The organism is Flavobacterium sp. GQ95 (genome assembly GCF_059758655.1).
The window spans coordinates 341,272-355,675 of the sequence record NZ_JCAXEB010000001.1 but is presented as its reverse complement, the minus strand read 5'-3'; the positions used below and the strand labels follow the sequence as shown (position 1 = coordinate 355,675).

Annotated in this window: 15 protein-coding genes and 2 tRNA genes; 9 read left to right on the top strand and 8 right to left on the bottom strand. The window is 33.2% G+C overall.

The features are described 5' to 3' along the window. The first annotated feature begins 144 nt into the window (after nt 1-144). The 4 genes from mutS (at nt 145) to AC6CH4_RS01520 (ending at nt 3,670) form a co-directional block, all read left to right on the top strand. The gene (gene mutS, locus AC6CH4_RS01535; protein WP_498099543.1) at nt 145-2,751 is read left to right on the top strand and encodes a DNA mismatch repair protein MutS; all 2,607 of its coding nucleotides are present in this window, start codon (nt 145-147) and stop codon (nt 2,749-2,751) included. Nucleotides 2,752-2,901: 150 nt separating this feature from the next. Next, nucleotides 2,902-2,974: transfer RNA gene (locus AC6CH4_RS01530), tRNA-Gly, on the top strand. 14 nt (nt 2,975-2,988) lie between these two features. After that, nucleotides 2,989-3,074, top strand: a tRNA-Leu gene (locus AC6CH4_RS01525). 221 nt (nt 3,075-3,295) lie between these two features. Continuing rightward, nucleotides 3,296-3,670 (top strand): DUF1508 domain-containing protein, encoded by a 375-nt coding sequence (locus AC6CH4_RS01520; RefSeq protein ID WP_498099541.1) that lies wholly within the window; start codon nt 3,296-3,298, stop codon nt 3,668-3,670. A gap of 218 nt (nt 3,671-3,888) precedes the next feature. Here the strand turns inward: AC6CH4_RS01520 and AC6CH4_RS01515 are convergent, their stop codons facing one another. Both AC6CH4_RS01515 and AC6CH4_RS01510 read right to left on the bottom strand, forming a co-directional pair. After that, nucleotides 3,889-4,101 carry a PG1828 family lipoprotein gene (locus AC6CH4_RS01515; protein WP_026985591.1) on the bottom strand — a complete coding sequence of 71 codons (213 nt, stop codon included), beginning with the start codon at nt 4,099-4,101 and terminating at the stop codon, nt 3,889-3,891. Nucleotides 4,102-4,450: 349 nt separating this feature from the next. Next, entirely contained in the window at nt 4,451-5,683 is a 1,233-nt protein-coding gene (locus tag AC6CH4_RS01510) for a 3-deoxy-D-manno-octulosonic acid transferase (protein ID WP_498099539.1), read from the bottom strand. 136 nt (nt 5,684-5,819) lie between these two features. On the opposite strand from AC6CH4_RS01510, the gene AC6CH4_RS01505 reads away from it, so the two are divergent. From AC6CH4_RS01505 to AC6CH4_RS01490, 4 genes are all read left to right on the top strand, one after another. Next, nucleotides 5,820-6,953, top strand: coding sequence for a DegT/DnrJ/EryC1/StrS family aminotransferase (locus AC6CH4_RS01505; RefSeq protein ID WP_498099537.1), 1,134 nt, complete (start codon nt 5,820-5,822; stop codon nt 6,951-6,953). 3 nt (nt 6,954-6,956) lie between these two features. Then, a complete protein-coding gene (locus tag AC6CH4_RS01500; RefSeq protein WP_498099535.1) occupies nt 6,957-7,397 on the top strand; it encodes a nuclear transport factor 2 family protein in 441 nt (146 codons plus the stop codon). Nucleotides 7,398-7,420: 23 nt separating this feature from the next. After that, nucleotides 7,421-8,434 carry a UDP-glucose 4-epimerase GalE gene (gene galE / locus AC6CH4_RS01495; RefSeq protein ID WP_498099533.1) on the top strand — a complete coding sequence of 338 codons (1,014 nt, stop codon included), beginning with the start codon at nt 7,421-7,423 and terminating at the stop codon, nt 8,432-8,434. A 158-nt stretch (nt 8,435-8,592) separates the two neighbouring features. Continuing rightward, nucleotides 8,593-8,760 (top strand): hypothetical protein, encoded by a 168-nt coding sequence (locus AC6CH4_RS01490; protein WP_498099531.1) that lies wholly within the window; start codon nt 8,593-8,595, stop codon nt 8,758-8,760. Between the two features lie 270 nt (nt 8,761-9,030). On the opposite strand, the gene AC6CH4_RS01485 is transcribed toward AC6CH4_RS01490, so the two are convergent. The 4 genes from AC6CH4_RS01485 to AC6CH4_RS01470 all read right to left on the bottom strand — a co-directional run bounded on the left by AC6CH4_RS01485 (nt 9,031) and on the right by AC6CH4_RS01470 (nt 11,434). Then, the gene (locus AC6CH4_RS01485; RefSeq protein ID WP_498099529.1) at nt 9,031-9,558 is read right to left on the bottom strand and encodes a hypothetical protein; all 528 of its coding nucleotides are present in this window, start codon (nt 9,556-9,558) and stop codon (nt 9,031-9,033) included. Between the two features lie 110 nt (nt 9,559-9,668). Then, nucleotides 9,669-9,995, bottom strand: coding sequence for a LytR/AlgR family response regulator transcription factor (locus tag AC6CH4_RS01480; RefSeq protein ID WP_498099527.1), 327 nt, complete (start codon nt 9,993-9,995; stop codon nt 9,669-9,671). A gap of 127 nt (nt 9,996-10,122) precedes the next feature. Beyond that, nucleotides 10,123-10,998, bottom strand: coding sequence for an ACP S-malonyltransferase (gene fabD / locus AC6CH4_RS01475; RefSeq protein ID WP_133507282.1), 876 nt, complete (start codon nt 10,996-10,998; stop codon nt 10,123-10,125). Nucleotides 10,999-11,071: 73 nt separating this feature from the next. Continuing rightward, on the bottom strand, nt 11,072-11,434 hold the full coding sequence (locus AC6CH4_RS01470; RefSeq protein WP_498099525.1) for a DUF983 domain-containing protein: 363 nt from the start codon (nt 11,432-11,434) through the stop codon (nt 11,072-11,074). 170 nt (nt 11,435-11,604) lie between these two features. Here AC6CH4_RS01470 and AC6CH4_RS01465 point away from each other — a divergent pair, with 170 nt between their 5' ends. After that, a complete protein-coding gene (locus tag AC6CH4_RS01465) occupies nt 11,605-12,465 on the top strand; it encodes a helix-turn-helix domain-containing protein (protein WP_498099523.1) in 861 nt (286 codons plus the stop codon). A 151-nt stretch (nt 12,466-12,616) separates the two neighbouring features. Here AC6CH4_RS01465 and AC6CH4_RS01460 read toward each other — a convergent pair whose 3' ends face one another. Further along, nucleotides 12,617-13,150 (bottom strand): YceI family protein, encoded by a 534-nt coding sequence (locus tag AC6CH4_RS01460; protein WP_498099521.1) that lies wholly within the window; start codon nt 13,148-13,150, stop codon nt 12,617-12,619. A 256-nt stretch (nt 13,151-13,406) separates the two neighbouring features. Further along, entirely contained in the window at nt 13,407-14,123 is a 717-nt protein-coding gene (locus AC6CH4_RS01455; RefSeq protein WP_026985603.1) for a pirin family protein, read from the bottom strand. Between the last annotated feature and the right edge of the window lie 281 nt (nt 14,124-14,404).

Here is a 14,404-nt window from a genome sequence, read left to right as displayed (position 1 = left end):
GTTTAATTATGAACAAATCTATATAAAATTCTTATATCTCAACTTAAAAAATTCTTAAAAATATTTTAATTTTTGAAGCCCTTCTATATGCCGCTAAAATATTATAAATTCGCTGTCATAAATTTTCATTTAAAACATTACAATTTGGCAGCGAAAGAGAAAGAGGTGAAAGAAACACCCTTAATGAAACAGTACAACGAAATCAAGAGAAAATATCCTGATGCATGTCTGCTTTTCAGAGTGGGTGATTTTTACGAAACGTTTGGAGAAGACGCCATTAGAGCTTCTAAAATTCTTGGAATAACTTTAACTAAAAGAGGTGCGGGTTCTGAAACTGAAACAGCTTTGGCTGGTTTTCCGCATCATTCTATTAATACATACTTGCCAAAATTAGTCAAAGCCGGACTTCGTGTTGCAATCTGCGACCAGCTTGAAGATCCAAAAATGACTAAAACTATTGTGAAACGTGGCGTTACTGAATTGGTAACTCCGGGAGTTTCTTTAAATGATGAGGTTTTACAATCTAAATCAAACAACTTTTTAGCATCTGTTTATTTTGCTAATAAAAATATCGGAATTTCCTTTCTGGATGTTTCAACGGGAGAATTTTTAACGGCTCAGGGAAATGCAGAATATATTGATAAACTTTTGCAGAATTTTAATCCGAGTGAAGTTTTAGTTCCGAAGAATAACAAAGGTGATTTCAAAGCTGCTTTTGGAGATGATTTTCATAGTTTTTATTTAGAAGACTGGATTTATAAAGAAGACTATGCTTTAGAAATTTTGACGAAACATTTCCAAACGGTTTCCCTGAAAGGTTTTGGAGTCGAAGAATTAAAAGAAGGGATTATTGCTTCCGGAGCAATTTTATATTATTTATCTGAAACACAGCATAATCGTGTGCAGCATATCACAGCGATCCAGCGTATTGCTGAAGACGCCTATGTTTGGATGGATCGTTTTACCATCAGAAACTTAGAATTATACCACAGTTATAATCCAAATGCAGTAACGCTTTTGGATGTAATTGACAGAACGCTTTCGCCAATGGGTGGGCGCTTGTTGAAACGTTGGCTGGCTCTTCCTTTAAAAGACAGCAATAAAATAAAAGGGCGTCATGATGTGGTTTCCTATTTGAAATCAAATCCTGAAGTACTTCATAATATTCAATATCAAATCAAGCAAATTTCAGATTTAGAGCGTTTGATTTCTAAAATCGCTGCCGGAAAAGTTTCGCCACGTGAAATTGTTTATCTGAAAGAATCTCTGGATGCTATTATTCCAATTAAAACCTTGGCATTACAAAGTCCACAGGAAGCGGTAAAAATTATTGGAGACAGTTTGCATGCTTGTGATTTATTAAGAGAAAAAATCAAAGTAACTTTAAATCAGGATGCACCGGTTGCTATTGCGAAAGGGAATGCCATTGCAAAAGGAATTAGTGAAGAATTAGATGAATTACGTGCAATCTCAACTTCTGGAAAAGAATATTTAGAAGGAATTGAAAAAAGAGAATCCGAGCGAACTGGAATTTCGTCTTTGAAAATCTCTTTCAATAATGTTTTTGGATATTATATTGAAGTTCGAAATACACATAAAGATAAAGTTCCGACAGAATGGATTCGTAAGCAGACTTTGGTAAATGCCGAACGTTACATTACAGAAGAATTAAAAGAATACGAAACTAAAATTTTAGGTGCCGAAGAAAGAATCCATAAAATTGAAACAGATCTTTTTGAACAATTAGTAGCCTGGATTGCAACTTATATCAAGCCAGTACAAATGAATGCTAATTTAGTGGCGCAACTGGATTGTTTGTGTTCATTTACACAATTAGCGGTTGAGAATAAATATGTATGTCCGGAAATTGATGAAACTTTTGAGTTAGATATTAAAAATGGAAGGCATCCTGTGATTGAAAAACAATTACCAGTTGGAACGCCTTATATCGCGAATGATGTTTATTTGGATAGAGAAACCCAGCAGCTTATTATGATTACCGGGCCGAACATGTCTGGTAAATCAGCAATTTTGAGACAAACAGCCTTAATTGTATTGTTGGCTCAAATGGGTAGTTTTGTTCCGGCGGACAGCGTTCGAATGGGAATTGTAGATAAAATCTTTACCAGAGTAGGAGCGTCAGATAATATTTCGATGGGAGAATCTACTTTTATGGTAGAGATGAATGAAACGGCTTCTATTTTGAATAATATCTCAGACAGAAGTTTAGTTTTATTGGATGAGATTGGAAGAGGAACAAGTACATATGACGGAATTTCGATTGCCTGGGCTATTGCCGAGTTTTTACATGAACATCCGGGAAGAGCAAAAACATTGTTTGCAACGCATTATCATGAGTTAAATGAAATGACGGAATCACTTCCGAGAATTCAGAATTATAATGTTGCGGTAAAAGAATTAAAAGACACCGTTCTTTTTGTTAGAAAGCTGGTAAAAGGAGGAAGTGCTCACAGTTTTGGAATTCACGTGGCAAAAATGGCAGGAATGCCTCAGACTGTAATTTTGAAAGCACAGAAACTTTTAAAGAAATTGGAGAAGAATCATTCGAGCGATGCCTTAAACGGGATCAAAACTCCTAATGATGAAATGCAGATGAGCTTCTTTAATTTAGATGATCCTTTGTTAGAAGAGATAAAAGAAGAGATCTTAAGTCTTGATATAAACTCAATCACACCGGTTGAAGCATTGATGAAACTCAATGAGATTAAAAGGATGATTGTTAAGAAATAAATTTTCAGATTTAAAGTTTAGGTTATCAGAAGGTTATAAAATAAGTGTAATTTTTTTTCGAAAAAGGCTTGTATAATTGAATAAATGTCCTAAATTTGCACTCGCAATACAGAACAAGTCAGTATTGCAGTTCTTACTAAAATTTGAAACGCGAAAATAGCTCAGTTGGTAGAGCGCGACCTTGCCAAGGTCGAGGTCGCGGGTTCGAGCCCCGTTTTTCGCTCAAAACCATATAATGCTCGGATGGTGAAATTGGTAGACACGCTGGACTTAAAATCCAGTGAACAGCAATGTTCGTGCGGGTTCAAGTCCCGCTCTGAGTACTAAAGCCTCTTCTTTTGAAGAGGCTTTTTTTATTGTGTAAATTCACGTACTGAAAAATAAATTTGCGAAGTAAATTTATTTTAAAAGAATCTAAGAATCTAAGAATCTAAGAATCTAAGAATCTAAGAATCTAAGAATCTAAGAATCTAAGAATCTAAGAATCTAAGAATCTAAGAATCTAAGAATCTAAGAATCAATAATCTAAAATCAACAATTCTAAATGGGTGCTTTCGTAATTAGTAGGCGATTTAATGATGAATATAAATTTGTATTTACTTCCAGAAAAGGGAAAGTGATTTTTACTAGTTTGAGTTATGAGTTGAAGTTTGAGTGCGAAGAGGATATTGAGAAATTTAAAGTAAATATAGAGCAGGCTAGATTTTTGAAATTTAAAGGCTCGGGAGGGAAGTATTTCTTTAAATTGATGTTGGGTGAGCTTCATTTTGCTACAAGTCGAAAATACACTACAGAATTGCTTTTACAGAAAGGAATAAAGGAAATTGTGAACTATGCTTCAAAATCAGAAATTTTAGATTTCTCGTCAAATGAATCTATTTTTGAAGACGAAGAAGTGGTTGAGGATGAAATGGAGTGAGAAAAGAAATTCCAATATTTAAAATTCCAAATTCAAATAGTGTGTGGTTGTTTGTTTTGTGTAGAAAAAAATAAGATTTATAATTTAAAATTCCAAATTTCAGTAATACAATGTGTATAGTTGGGATTTGGAATTTTTTGTAATGGAATTTTTTAAATTTTGAGCAAAAAAAAACCATCTCTAGGATGGTTTTAAAATCTTTAGAACTTAGGTTCTAATTATTTTTTTACTTCTTCTACTTTAGCAGCAGCAGAGTCAACTTTAGCAGCAGCAGAATCAACAGTTGCAGCAGCAGAATCAACTACAGCAGCAGCAGAATCAACAGCAACAGCAGTAGAATCTACAGCTGGCTCAGCAGCAGCATCAGCTTTTTTACAAGATACAACAGTTAAAACAGCAACAACAGCTAAACTTAAAAATACTTTTTTCATCTTACTTTATTATAAAAGGTTAATTATTAATTCGTGGCAAAGATATAAATTTTTTAATATGTAAAATATTTTTTCACTTTTTTTTTAAAATATTTTCATCGCTCACGATTATCTTATTTATCAAATAATATGCCAAAATACTAAAAAAATATTATATTATTGATTATTTTGTCTAAATTATTTTTTGTTGAATATTCTATAAGGGAATTGGCTGTTTTGATTCTCTTATTTGCACTTTATTTTGCTTTTGGTTGATTATTGCCTAAGCTGCTGAAGTTAAAATAATGCGTTTTAAGCGATTTTTTTGCTAAGTACAATACCGAAATCCAGATTTACTTGTTTTAAGCGCTTACGAAACGATTTTCATAATGCTTTCTGTGGCACCTTTATTATCTTGAATGTATGACTTACAGATTTGGCTTTTTTCTTTCAGATATTTTTCATCTAAAAGCAAACGATCAAAACTTTGTTTTAATTCAGTAGTATTTGAAATTACAATACAACCTCCTATTTTAACCAATTCAACTGCTTCTGCAAAATTCGAATAATTAGGTCCAATCACTATTGGGATGCCAAAAGTTGCAGGTTCAAGAATGTTATGAATTCCTGGGTTTCCAAATCCTCCACCAACATAAGCTATAGTTCCGTAACTATATATTTTAGTTAATAAGCCTACAGTGTCTATAATGAAGACATCATAGTTTGATAAGTCCTTAATGGTGTCTTTTTCTGAAAATAAAACCGTTGATTTTGTAATTTGAGATTTTAAACTTGAAATCTGGTCTTGTTTGATATTGTGTGGGGCAATAATAAATTTTACATTCTCTGAAGTCTGATTAATATATTCTGCTAATAATGCTTCATCTTTTGGCCAGGAACTTCCAATAACTATGGTTGGATTGTTATTTTTAAATTTTTCAATAAAATCGACTGTATTGTCTCTTTTTAAAATTGCTGCAACCCGATCAAACCGAGTGTCGCCTGAAACAATAACATTTTTGAATCCGATAGCTTCAATTTTTTCTTTTGATTTTTCATTCTGTACAAAAAAATAGGTGAAAGCTGTTAATGCTTTTCGGTAAAAACTACCGTACCATTTAAAAAACATTTGATTGTCTCTGAAAATTCCGGAAATCAAATAAGTTGGAATTTTGTTGTTTTCCAATTCTTTTAAATAATTCAGCCAGAATTCATATTTGATAAAAAAAGCCAATTCAGGATGCGCTAATTTCAGAAATTTTTTTGCATTACTTTTAGTGTCTAAAGGCAGATAAACAGTAGCATCGGCAACAGTATTGTTTTTGCGGACTTCATAACCGGAAGGAGAGAAAAAAGTAACAATGATTTTGTGTGAAGGATATTTTTCTTTGATTTTTTCGATCACTGGCAAGCCTTGTTCATATTCGCCAAGTGAAGCGGAATGAAACCAAATAGTCTTGTCTGTTGCTTTTATTTTTTCTTCTAAAATAGCAAAAACATTTTTCCTTCCTTCAATAAAAAGCTTGATTTTCGGACTAAAAGGTGCTACAATTTTCAGAAAAAACCCCGCAATAGAAACGACTAAATTGTATAGAAAAAGCATATATTTAATTTTGGCGCTAAATTACGCTTCTTTCAATAATTTTCATTGTCCAAAGGTATTAAATAACTATTTTTGTTCTTCGTTTTCGAGATTGGTTTTAAAATCTAATCTCAAAGTTTTAAATAAATAAAGACAAATGAAAAAAATTCAAATGGTTGACTTAAAGAGTCAATATGAAAAAATAAAATCTACCGTTGATGCTTCAATTCAGGAAGTTTTAGATACAAATACTTATATAAACGGACCATTGGTTCACCAATTTCAAAAAAATCTTGAAGATTATCTAGGAGCAAAACATGTAATTCCTTGTGCGAATGGTACTGATGCCTTGCAAATTGCTATGATGGCATTGGATTTAAAACCAGGTGATGAGGTAATTACTGCCGATTTTACTTTTGCAGCTACTGTTGAGGTTATTGCTCTATTGCAATTAACTCCGGTTTTAGTTGATGTTGATATGACGAATATGAACATTGATATCGATGCGATTAAAAAAGCAATCACGCCAAAAACAAAAGCAATTGTTCCGGTACATTTATTTGGCCGTGCTGCAAATATGGACGCGATTATGGAAATTGCTGCTGAACATAATTTATATGTAATTGAAGATAATGCGCAAGCAATTGGTGCTGATTATGTTTCTAAATCTGGCACAAAAAGTAAAGTAGGTGTTATTGGACATGTTGCTGCAACGTCATTTTTTCCTTCTAAAAACTTAGGTTGTTATGGAGATGGTGGAGCGATTTTTACCAACGACGATAAAGTAGCACACATCATTCGTGGAATTGTAAATCACGGAATGTATGAACGTTACCATCATGATGTTGTGGGAGTAAATTCTCGTTTAGACAGTATTCAGGCTGGGGTTTTGAACGCAAAATTGCCTTTATTAGATGAATATAATGCAGCGCGTCGTTTGGCGGCTTCAAAATATAATGCGGCTTTTGCTGGAAACGCACACATTATTACCCCGGAATTTGACGCTAATGAAAACGATCACGTTTTTCACCAATATGTATTGAGAATTGTTGATGCAGATAGAAATGCTTTAATGCAACATTTGTTGGACAAAGCAATTCCATGTGCGATTTATTATCCAATTCCGCTGCATTCACAAAAAGCTTATGTTGATACTCGTTATAAAGAAGAGCAATTTCCGGTAACAAATCAATTAGTGAAAGAAGTTATCGCTTTACCAATGCATACAGAACTTGATGATGAGCAAATTAAATTTATTACAGATTCTGTTTTAGAATTTTTAAACAAATAAATTATGAAGAAAGTAGGTGTTTTAATTGTAATGATTCTTATTCAGTTTTCTGGTTTTGCCCAAAAATCAAATGCTAAAGAAGAAACGGCTGTCGGGAATCAGGTTGAAATTTTGCGTAAGGCAATGATTGATGCTGATGGAGTCAAATTAAAATTGCTTACTTCTGAAAAATTAAATTACGTTCATTCGAATGGTAATTTTCAAAATCAGGAAGAATTTATAGATGGAATTGTTAGCGGAAAATCAGATTTCGTAACTATTGAATTTCAGGATCAAACCATAACGATTCACAATGATGTTGCGATTGTTAGACATGTATTGACAGCACACACCAAAGATGGTGGTATTGATAAAGATATTAAAATCGGAATAATGCTTGTTTGGCAAAAGCAAAAGAATAATTGGATTCTTATTGCGAGACAAGCCTATAAATTAACTACATAAAAAACAACACAAAAAAAACCAAAATGAAAGTATTAGTAACAGGAGGATTAGGATTTATTGGTTCTCACACCGTAGTCGAATTGCAAAATGAAGGCTTTGAAGTTGTGATAATTGATAATCTTTCCAATTCTACAGAAGATGTTTTAAAAGGAATTACAAACATTACAGGAAAAACACCTTTATTCGAAAAGTTAGATTTAAGAGAAAAAGCGTCCGTTCAGGATTTCTTTAAAAAACATAATGATGTTACAGGAGTAATTCATTTTGCAGCTTCAAAAGCAGTTGGAGAAAGTGTTGAAAATCCGTTGTTATATTACGAAAACAACATCAGTACTTTGGTTTATCTTTTGCAGGAATTACAACAAAAACCTGAGGCAAGTTTCATTTTTAGTTCATCTTGTACGGTTTACGGGCAGGCAGAAAAAATGCCAATTACCGAAGATGCTCCAGTGCAGGCAGCAATGTCTCCTTATGGAAATACAAAACAAATTGGAGAAGAAATTATTACAGATACTGCTAAAGTAACTAATATCAGCGCGATTTTATTGCGTTATTTTAATCCGGTTGGAGCGCATTCAACTAATGAAATTGGAGAATTACCAATTGGTGTTCCTCAAAACTTAGTGCCTTTCATTACACAAACGGGTGTAGGGTTGCGTAAAGAATTATCTGTTTTTGGAGATGATTACCCAACTCCTGACGGAACTGCAGTTCGTGATTATATTCACGTAGTAGATTTGGCAAAAGCGCACGTAATTGCATTACAGCGTTTGTTTAATAAAAAGAATTTGCAAAAAGTAGAAACCTTTAATTTAGGAACCGGAAAAGGAAGTTCAGTTCTTGAAGTGATTAATAGTTTCGAAAAAGTAAGCGATAAAAAATTACCATACAAAATTATGCCGCGTCGTGAAGGTGATATCACCGAAGCATACGCCAATACAGATAAAGCAAATAATGTTTTAGGCTGGAAAGCAGAATTGAGTTTAGACGAAGCGATGGCAAGTGCCTGGAAGTGGGAACAAAAAGTTCGTTCTTAGTTTAGTATTCAGTCACAGTCGCAGTTTTCAGTTACTCACTGCATAAATAAAAATCCCAAATGATAATCATTTGGGATTTTTATTTTGATTCGATTTATTTGTAAATTTGTAAGATTAAAATGTAGGAATTATGGAGCCGAAAAAAGAAAATAAAAAGAATGAAGGTTGAAGAGCCTAGAGTAGAATACGAAGTTCAGAAACCTAAAATTAAAGGAATAGATCGTGAGACTTTTGATTTTGATGCTGAGTTTGCAAAAGGATTAACTCCAGAGGAATTTAAAGCGGAAATGTCTAAAAGAATAAAAGCATATCCTTGGAAAAAATAATTTTTGAAAAGGTAGTTCTTGAATATTTTGATGATCTGGTTTTTTCGCTTTTTGAAGACGAATATTTTGGTTTCCTTGAATCGGCACAAAATTATGTGAATAAATAGTGATTTTGTTATTTCGAGTGTTTCAAGTTTTCCTCACAAGAAAACTCCAATAGCAATTCAATATCTGGGTTCGAATTATATTTTTTATAAAACTAATGCCAGAACAACTTGGTATATCTTCTTTGAAAAAAGAAATCAAAATTATTTGATCACTGGAATCAAGCTAATGTCGATCAAAAGTTGCTGGGATTTTTTGTGCTTCACTCTCTTTGTCAAATGTCCAGGATATAATCCACCATCGTTTCTCATCAAAATAAAGTTGAATACTGTTGATTCCTCTTCGGGCAACCGGTCCGTTCTTTACTAATCTCGTTTCATAGGTACTCCATACATGAGCAATGTTTCCGAATATTTGTACCTCGCGATTGATTTCGTTTTCATAAAAAGATGTTGTTAGTACCATATCGTCTGTTAATTTATGAAAATCACTGATGGGCATAACGGTCTGTTTAACTTCTCCCTCTGAATTTACTGTAGGAAAGCAATAAATTGCATTTGAATTATGAAGCGAAAGATCTCTTTTCCATTGCCTTTTTTCTCCCATGTTTCCGGAAACTACTTCATAAGAAGCTTTTATGATCCCGTCTATCGAAGTTACGTCCTCTTTTAATGGATATTGAATTTCCTGCCCGCTTGATAGAGTTGAGTTTGCTATCATAATTAATGTGATTTTAAAAATTGATTTTGTCATTGCTGAGTTTTTAAGTTCGGGCAAATAAAATCATAGCAAATCGCATAAGAAACTTTTTTATACAGACGTGGGTAAATAGTATACAGGCACAGTCTTTTTTTATGTTGATGTTACAGCATGAATTTATTGATTGCCTTAGTGAGACAATCTTTATAAGTCTTGCCAATAGTTATTTTATTCCCTTTGGCAATAATGTGATTGTCTTCTATGCTATCTATATTGGTTAGGTTAACTATAAATGAATTGTGAACCCTCATAAATTCATTAGGTAATACATCTATCAAGTCTTTTAAAGATTTGTAATAGGTATGTTTGATATTTTCTATTGTTATAATCTGAACATAATTCCCCAAACCTTTAATTACCGCTATGGAATCAAAATGTAGTTTTACAATTTTTTTATCCGTTTTTATGAATGTAAATTTTTCTTCTTTCATCCTATTTAATCTCATTTTAAGGGATTGAGATTCTGGAGTAAATTTAAATGGTTTTATATAAAAAATCCTCATAAACAATCTGTTTATGAGGATTTTATTTATATCGTCAATAACTGAAAGCTAAAAATTAAGCATTCGCTGTAACCGCTTCTTTATCAATTTTATTAATCAAGCCAGCTAACACTTTTCCAGGACCAACTTCAGTAAATAAAGTAGCACCATCAGCGATCATTTGCTGAACAGATTGTGTCCATTTTACAGGAGCAGTCAATTGTATAATTAAGTTCTTCTTGATTTCGTTTGCATCAGAAACCGCATTTGCTGTTACGTTTTGGTAAACAGGGCAAATAGGAGTAGAGAAAGTTGTAGCTTCGATTGCAGCTGCTAATTCTTCTCTTGCTGGTTCCATCATTGGTGAGTGAAATGCTCCTCCAACAGGTAAAATTAAAGCACGTTTTGCTCCGGCAGCTTTCATTGCTTCACAAGCTTTTTCAACTGCTGTAGTTTCTCCTGAAATTACTAATTGTCCGGGACAGTTATAATTTGCAGCAACTACAATTCCGTCAATAGAAGCACAAACTTCTTCAACGATATTATCAGCTAAACCTAAAACCGCAGCCATTGTTGATGGAGTGATTTCGCAGGCTTTTTGCATTGCCAAAGCACGTTGTGAAACTAATTTAAGGCCATCTTCAAAAGATAAAGTTCCGTTTGCCACTAAAGCAGAAAATTCGCCCAATGAATGTCCGGCAACCATTTCTGGTTTAAAATCTTCGCCTAAAGTTTTAGCTAAAATAACAGAATGTAAAAATACAGCTGGCTGAGTCACTTTAGTTTCTTTTAGTTCTTCGGCAGTACCTTCAAACATAATATCTGTAATTCTAAAGCCTAAAATTTCGTTAGCTTTTTCGAATAAGTCTTTGGCTAAAGCCGATGATTCATATAAGTCTTTGCCCATTCCTGTAAACTGCGCGCCCTGACCTGGAAATACGTATGCTTTCATTTGTCTAATTTATTTTTTTATTTTTTTTGAAATTGAAAATTAGTTTCAATTGAAAGGCAAAAATAGTATTTTTTTAGCTCGTATAATCCTTAAACATGTAAATCCATGCTAATCTTGAAAATCGGAGATTGAAAGAAGTGAGTAAAGTAATGACAACGGCAATAATGGGAATGATTCGTAAGTCGAATGTTTGATCAAAGAAAAACTGAGCAATACAATACGTAGCAATACCTTGTGCAACTGTTAGTCCGTAATTTACATACATGGCTCCAAAGAAATATCCTGGTTCTTTCTGAAATTTGTAATTGCAATGACTGCAGTATTCGTTCATCTTTGGAAGACCAAAATTCAGGAAAATATTTTTGTCTTTAAATACTTTTCCTTTATGACAAACCGGACATTCGTTGCTTAAAATATGAGTTAATGTACTTGACATGACTTTGTTGTTTTTATTTATACAAAGGTATTTCATAATGAATTTAAAGTCTTTTTTATATCTTCGCTACTTATAGCACAATAAAGACATTTTGTTGTGAAAATTCCAAATCTGAAATTCCAAATTCCAAAATTTATATCTAAAATCTGCAATCTAAAATCTAATCGCGTATGAAAAAGTATCCCATTTATAGTGTTCAGAATTTCAGTTGCAATGATGTTCATCGCGATTTTTATGTCAATACTTTCGCGGAGCATTTAAAAAGCCACAGTTTTGTAGAAGAACCACATCGGCATGATTCGTATTTAATGGTGTTTTTTACAAATGGATCCGGATTGCATGAAGTCGATTTTGATCAATTCGAAATAAAAAGAGGAAGTTTGTTTGTTCTTCAACCGGGACAAATGCATCATTGGAGCCTGTCAGAAGATATCGAAGGCTTTGTGATTATCTTTTCGCAGGAACTTTATAATTTATATTTCGGGCAGAAAAAAATCAACGACTATAATTTTTACCATTCCATTCATAGCCGGCCAGAAATGGTTTTTGAAGAAAATGAAATGCTGAAAATTCTGCCGTATTTTGACTTATTGATTCAGGAAAACAATCAGAATAATAAATTGCAATTGGATAAGATGCTGAATTTGCTTGATTGTATTCAGATTGAAATTTCAAGAAAATACAGTGAAACATATTCCCATCAAACACATTCATACAATAGCAAAATCAACAAATTTGAATTGCTTTTGGAACAATATTTCAGACAAGAAAAATTGCCTTCTTTTTATGCAGAAAAATTAAATATCACGCTAAAACATTTAAACAGAATCTGCAATGAAATTCTGCAAAAAACAGCAACAGAAGTAATCATGGATAGAGTAATTCTGGAAATAAAAAGGATGTTAATCGACAAACAATTAGCGGTAAACGAAGTTGCATTTGCAGTCGGCTACGAAGATTATTCGTATTTCTCCAGATTCTTCAAAAAACAAACCGGAATGTCTCCAACTGAATTTCGAAATATAAAATAAGGGCTTCGACTCCGCTCAGCCTGACAATTCTATTCTAAAGTTATCGCATGTCAGGCTGAGCGGAGTCGAAGCCCCGTCTAAAAGAAAAACCCTGCACTTTCTAAAAAGTACAGGGTTTTTAACCAACCAAATTAAAACCTATTTTATAAGATTAAGCTTGTTTTGCGAATTGTAATTCGATGTTCAAACGAACTTCTTCTCCAACTAAAACACCACCAGTTTCTAGAGCTGAGTTCCAGTTTAATCCCCAATCTTTACGATTGATTTTACCTTCAATATTTAAACCTACTTTAGTATTTCCCCATGGGTCAGTCATGATTCCGCTAAATTCTACAGGAAATTTTACTGTTTTTGAAACACCTTTGATAGCTAGATCTCCAGTTAATTCATATTCGCCATCATTTACTTTTTTGAATGATGAACCTTTGAAAGTTAATTTTGGATGATTTTCAGCATCAAAGAAATCTCCACTTCTCAAGTGACCATCTCTGTCTGCATTTGCTGTGTCGATAGAAGCGATATCTCCTGAAAATTGGATATCAGCATTTTCGAAGTTATCTCCGTCTGTAGTAATTGTTGCGTCGTATGTTCCAAATTTACCTGAAACATTTGTAAACATCATGTGTTTAACTTTAAAACCAATTTCTGAATGTGTTGGGTCAATTGACCATTTTGTAGTTGCCATAATTTTTATTTTTTAAATAATTAATTTCATTTTGATAGGACAAAGTTACGGTGGTAGTGAGCGTAACGCACTTAACCTAGATTAAGAAATAAAAAAATGTGCTTTTTATTTTTTAGATTGATTATCTTAAAAATACAATTCTCATGTAAATTAAAATTATCCTTTAGGAAAAGTTTAGTAAAAAAAGAAACGATAATAGTCTGAAGTTCAGATGGATTACCGTTTCTTAAAAAAAGTATTAGTTGTGTTGTGTGAATTAATAGTTCATCGGAATGTCCATCAATAAGAATTCTGCATCCGTATTTGCTTTTATAGTCAAAATATCAGTTCCTGAAATTCCAACGGCATCACGAGTGTTTAATTCCTGACCATTAATCGTTACGTTTCCTTTTAAAATGAAAGCGTAAACTCCGTTTCCTTCTTTTTTAATTTTGTATTCTGTCGCAATTCCGGCATCAAAATTCCCCATATTAAACCAGGCATCCTGATGGATCCAAACTCCTTCGTCATCTGCATTTGGAGATAAAATTTGTGCTAATTTATTATGTCTGTCAGCAACATCTAAAGTAATTTGTTGGTAACGTGGTGCTACATTTCTTTTGTTTGGGAACAACCAGATTTGCAATAATTTTGTTTGCTGATCTGCATTTGGGTTAAACTCACTATGTTGCACTCCTGTTCCGGCACTCATTACCTGAATATCACCATTTTTGATGATTTCAGTATTTCCCATACTGTCTTTGTGTGCTAAATCGCCTTCTAACGGAATGGTTATGATTTCCATATTATCATGAGGATGCGTTCCAAAACCCATTCCGCCGGCAATCGTGTCGTCATTCAAGACACGAAGCGCGCCAAACTGAATTCTATCCGGATTGTACCAGCTTGCAAAACTAAAACTGTGATAAGCGTTAAGCCATCCGTGATTTGCATTTCCTCTTGTTTCTGCTTTGTGCAATACTATATTTTCCATGATCTGTGTGTTTTGTTATTTTTATAGTACAAATTTACGATCAACATGGAGGAAAAGCACTTAATGTAGATTAAGAAAGGTTTTTTGAAGGTTCTGAGGTTCTAAGGAACTGAGATGCTAAGGTTTTTTTGAAGCAGAAATTTTGGTTTCCAAAAGACGTCTAGTCCCGCTATCCCTTCCAATCTTTTATGCTGAACCCCAGCATAAAAGGATTTCCAGTTCTATCGGGCTAAATTAGAAGTTTCATTTTTATAGGGAGGGGCAAAGGCTCAAAGTTGCAG

Excerpts from the sequence above, each read along its gene's own strand:
- AC6CH4_RS01520 (WP_498099541.1), top strand. The coding sequence starts at position 3,296 with ATGGGTGCTTTCGTAATTAGTAGGCGATTTAATGATGAATATAAATTT.
- galE (WP_498099533.1), top strand. The coding sequence starts at position 7,421 with ATGAAAGTATTAGTAACAGGAGGATTAGGATTTATTGGTTCTCACACC.
- AC6CH4_RS01515 (WP_026985591.1), bottom strand. The coding sequence starts at position 4,101 with ATGAAAAAAGTATTTTTAAGTTTAGCTGTTGTTGCTGTTTTAACTGTT.
- AC6CH4_RS01500 (WP_498099535.1), top strand. The coding sequence starts at position 6,957 with ATGAAGAAAGTAGGTGTTTTAATTGTAATGATTCTTATTCAGTTTTCT.
- AC6CH4_RS01510 (WP_498099539.1), bottom strand. The coding sequence starts at position 5,683 with ATGCTTTTTCTATACAATTTAGTCGTTTCTATTGCGGGGTTTTTTCTG.
- AC6CH4_RS01455 (WP_026985603.1), bottom strand. The coding sequence starts at position 14,123 with ATGGAAAATATAGTATTGCACAAAGCAGAAACAAGAGGAAATGCAAAT.
- AC6CH4_RS01465 (WP_498099523.1), top strand. The coding sequence starts at position 11,605 with ATGAAAAAGTATCCCATTTATAGTGTTCAGAATTTCAGTTGCAATGAT.
- AC6CH4_RS01470 (WP_498099525.1), bottom strand. The coding sequence starts at position 11,434 with ATGTCAAGTACATTAACTCATATTTTAAGCAACGAATGTCCGGTTTGT.
- AC6CH4_RS01485 (WP_498099529.1), bottom strand. The coding sequence starts at position 9,558 with ATGACAAAATCAATTTTTAAAATCACATTAATTATGATAGCAAACTCA.
- AC6CH4_RS01490 (WP_498099531.1), top strand. The coding sequence starts at position 8,593 with ATGAAGGTTGAAGAGCCTAGAGTAGAATACGAAGTTCAGAAACCTAAA.
- fabD (WP_133507282.1), bottom strand. The coding sequence starts at position 10,998 with ATGAAAGCATACGTATTTCCAGGTCAGGGCGCGCAGTTTACAGGAATG.
- AC6CH4_RS01460 (WP_498099521.1), bottom strand. The coding sequence starts at position 13,150 with ATGGCAACTACAAAATGGTCAATTGACCCAACACATTCAGAAATTGGT.
- AC6CH4_RS01480 (WP_498099527.1), bottom strand. The coding sequence starts at position 9,995 with ATGAAAGAAGAAAAATTTACATTCATAAAAACGGATAAAAAAATTGTA.
- AC6CH4_RS01505 (WP_498099537.1), top strand. The coding sequence starts at position 5,820 with ATGAAAAAAATTCAAATGGTTGACTTAAAGAGTCAATATGAAAAAATA.